Genomic DNA, 2,644 nt, shown 5'->3' on the forward strand with positions numbered 1-2,644 from the left:
CAAGCTTTTCCCATACCTCATCAGAAATGTCATGTCGCCGATGTGCTGGAGTTGTCATAATCACCTCGCTGTGCGAAGAGTATGACAGAAAAAGCAAATCTAAACAATCTCGTGACTACAGTGCCTAATAGCTTAAAAAAGAATCTAAGAAATGCGCGGCAACGCATGATACATTGCTATCAGGTAACGGGAGAACAATGTTATATCCTTGACATGGTATTTCTTGAGATTGAAGATCTACAGATTTTTCTAGATATTGTCGTCAAATTATTTCCGCCCACAATGAAATACACCTGATTTGTACCGCTACCAGAAAAGAAAGGCTTCGTTTTGCGTAACGTGTGGCGATGCCCCGCCACCGCTTGAGGTGCAAACTGAGATAGGTCGTCAATTTCGTACGCCATATTAAGCGGCAATCGGCAGTTTTGGTTCCATCATCCTGCTTCTGACAAACGCCGCTGGTGAGAGATAGCCAAGTGTTGCCTGGCGTCTTTGTCGATTATAAAAAACCTCAATATACTCACTTATATCCGTAATGGCTTCAGCCTGTGAGCGATAGCTTTTGCGATGGACCAACTCATTTTTCAGCAAGCCCCAGAAGCTTTCCATGGGTGCGTTGTCGTAACAATCCCCTTTTTTGCTCATGGAGCAGACCAGACCGTATGAGTGGAGTCTTTCTTGGTAGGCTGCGCTGCAATACTGGCTGCCGCGATCCGAATGCAGAATCAGTCCCACAGGCGGGCGATGCAAGCGCGCCGCCTTCGTCAATGCAGCCAAGACAAGTCCGGTGTCCATACGTTCGGCCAGGCTGAAGCCGACAATTTTCCGTTGTGACTTCCACACCAACGAGAAAAGGGAACTCATGTTTCCATGAATTCCCTTTAAATCTCTGGTCGGGATGAAAGGATTTGAACCTTCGACCCCTTGAACCCCATTCAAGTGCGCTCCCAGGCTGCGCTACATCCCGACGCGAGAAAGATAACTACGCTGAACCACCTGTTCTGTCAATCTTTTTTTAAATTATTTTTTCTTAGCAATACCAAACCGACCAAGGGGGGCAGGTACAGGTGGATAGCACCCTCAGGGCGATCGGGCAGCGGTTGGGTAAAATGCTCTACGGGCTGGCCGGAAATATCCAGATTGCCGTGTCCGGCAAAGCGCCTTTCGTCCGATGAAAGCAGTTCCGTATACTTGCCGGGAGTAACAGCAAACGTCAGGTTTTTTTGGGCATCAAGCTCATGAAAATTAAAGGCAAAAAGCAAACGTCCCCTTTCGAAGGCCAGTAGTCGTTTTTCTTCATGAATAAAACGGAAAAAAGGTGTCTGATGAAAGCTGTTCAGGTGTGGCTGCACCAGTTCCAGCATCTGAGCCTTATCCCAGGCGGCCAAAAGGCTGTATTTAAGGTCAGGGGACTCAGCCAGATGCCATTGCCTGTGGGCGTGGTCTTCCGCATCAAGCCATTCGGGATGTCCAAATTCATTGCCCATAAAATTGAGATAGCCCGCATCAGCAGTAGCCAGCGTAATAAGGCGCATAAGCCGGTAAAAGGCAAGCCCGCGCGATACGGCCCAGTTGTCTGTTGCCAGCGCCATATGACTGTACATGCGCTCACCGAGCAGCCGCCAGATCATGGCGTCTTTGCCGTTGATGCACTGGTCATGGCACTCCACATAGCTGATGGTGCGGTCATACGGCCTGTGGTTGGTCATTTCATACCACATGCTGCCCATGTCGCGAGGACTGACGACACATTTTGCCCAGTAGTCGGGAATGCCCATAGCAAAGCGGTAGTCAAAGCCAAGTCCGCCCTGTTCCGGGGGGCAGGTGAGGCCCGGCATGCCGGAAAATTCTTCGGCAATGGTTATGGCGGAGGGGCATAGCTGGTGCGTCAGGGTGTTGGACAGGGCAAGATACAGCTCGCCGCAGGTATTGCCGCGCGGCTTGCCGTCCTTGTCGTAAAAGCAGCGGCCGACATGAGAAAAATCGTCATCCATGCCGTGATCGAGATAGAGGATATTGCCCACAGCATCGGAGCGAAAACCGTCTACCCGGTATTCCTCAAGCCAGTAGCGGCAGTTGGAGAGCAGAAAACGGCGCGTCATTTCCTGACTGAAGTCAAAAGACGGCGTACCCCATTGGTTCAATGTTCCGCTGAAAAAGTAATCGCTGCCGTCATAGCGGGCAAGCCCCTGTTCGGTATTGGGGCAGGCATGGGCGTGAGGGACATCAAGGATAACGGCAAGCCCCAGACTATGCGCCGCGTCCACCAGGGCCTTGAATTCATCGGGGGTTCCGTAGCGGGAGCACGGCGCAAAATAACTGCTGACCTGATAGCCAAAAGAGCGGTAGAGGGGATGCTCCAGAATGCCCATAAGCTGCACCGCAGTATAGCCGCACTCACGTATGCGCGGCAAAACGTGCGCGGCAAAAGCCGCATAGCTGCCCACGCTGTTTTTATTGCGCTGCAAGGAGGGTTGGGCCATGCCTACATGCGCTTCATAAATGCGGGGAAAAGGCTGCCTGGCCGGGCGACGGTGCGTAAAGCGAAAGGGTTTTTCCGGCAGCCAGAGTCGGGCGCACCATTGGCCGGGCATGACCGTATCCTGTTCCACCCAGCGGGCAAAAGCCGGAACCCGGCGCAGCG

Annotated in this window: 2 protein-coding genes, 1 tRNA gene and 1 pseudogene; all 4 read right to left on the minus strand. The window is 52.3% G+C overall.

Annotated features, from left to right (window positions below; translation table 11 throughout):
* Positions 1–262: 262 nt before the first annotated feature.
* A pseudogene (locus V6C07_RS00775) lies at positions 263–373 on the minus strand (IS5/IS1182 family transposase); the annotation flags it as partial.
* A 32-nt stretch (positions 374–405) separates the two neighbouring features.
* A complete protein-coding gene (locus V6C07_RS00780; RefSeq protein ID WP_333534478.1) occupies positions 406–864 on the minus strand; it encodes an IS3 family transposase in 459 nt (152 codons plus the stop codon).
* A gap of 26 nt (positions 865–890) precedes the next feature.
* A tRNA-Pro gene (locus tag V6C07_RS00785) sits at positions 891–967 on the minus strand.
* Between the two features lie 37 nt (positions 968–1,004).
* Positions 1,005–2,644, minus strand: a 1,640-nt coding sequence (locus tag V6C07_RS00790) for an alpha-amylase family glycosyl hydrolase (RefSeq protein WP_333534479.1), incomplete at its 5' end; no start/stop codon positions are given.

Source organism: Desulfovibrio sp. 1214_IL3152 (assembly GCF_036763055.1).
Classification (GTDB): domain Bacteria; phylum Desulfobacterota; class Desulfovibrionia; order Desulfovibrionales; family Desulfovibrionaceae; genus Desulfovibrio.

Coding starts and splice junctions, on each gene's coding strand:
- V6C07_RS00780 (WP_333534478.1), bottom strand. CDS start 864: ATGAGTTCCCTTTTCTCGTTGGTGTGGAAGTCACAACGGAAAATTGTC.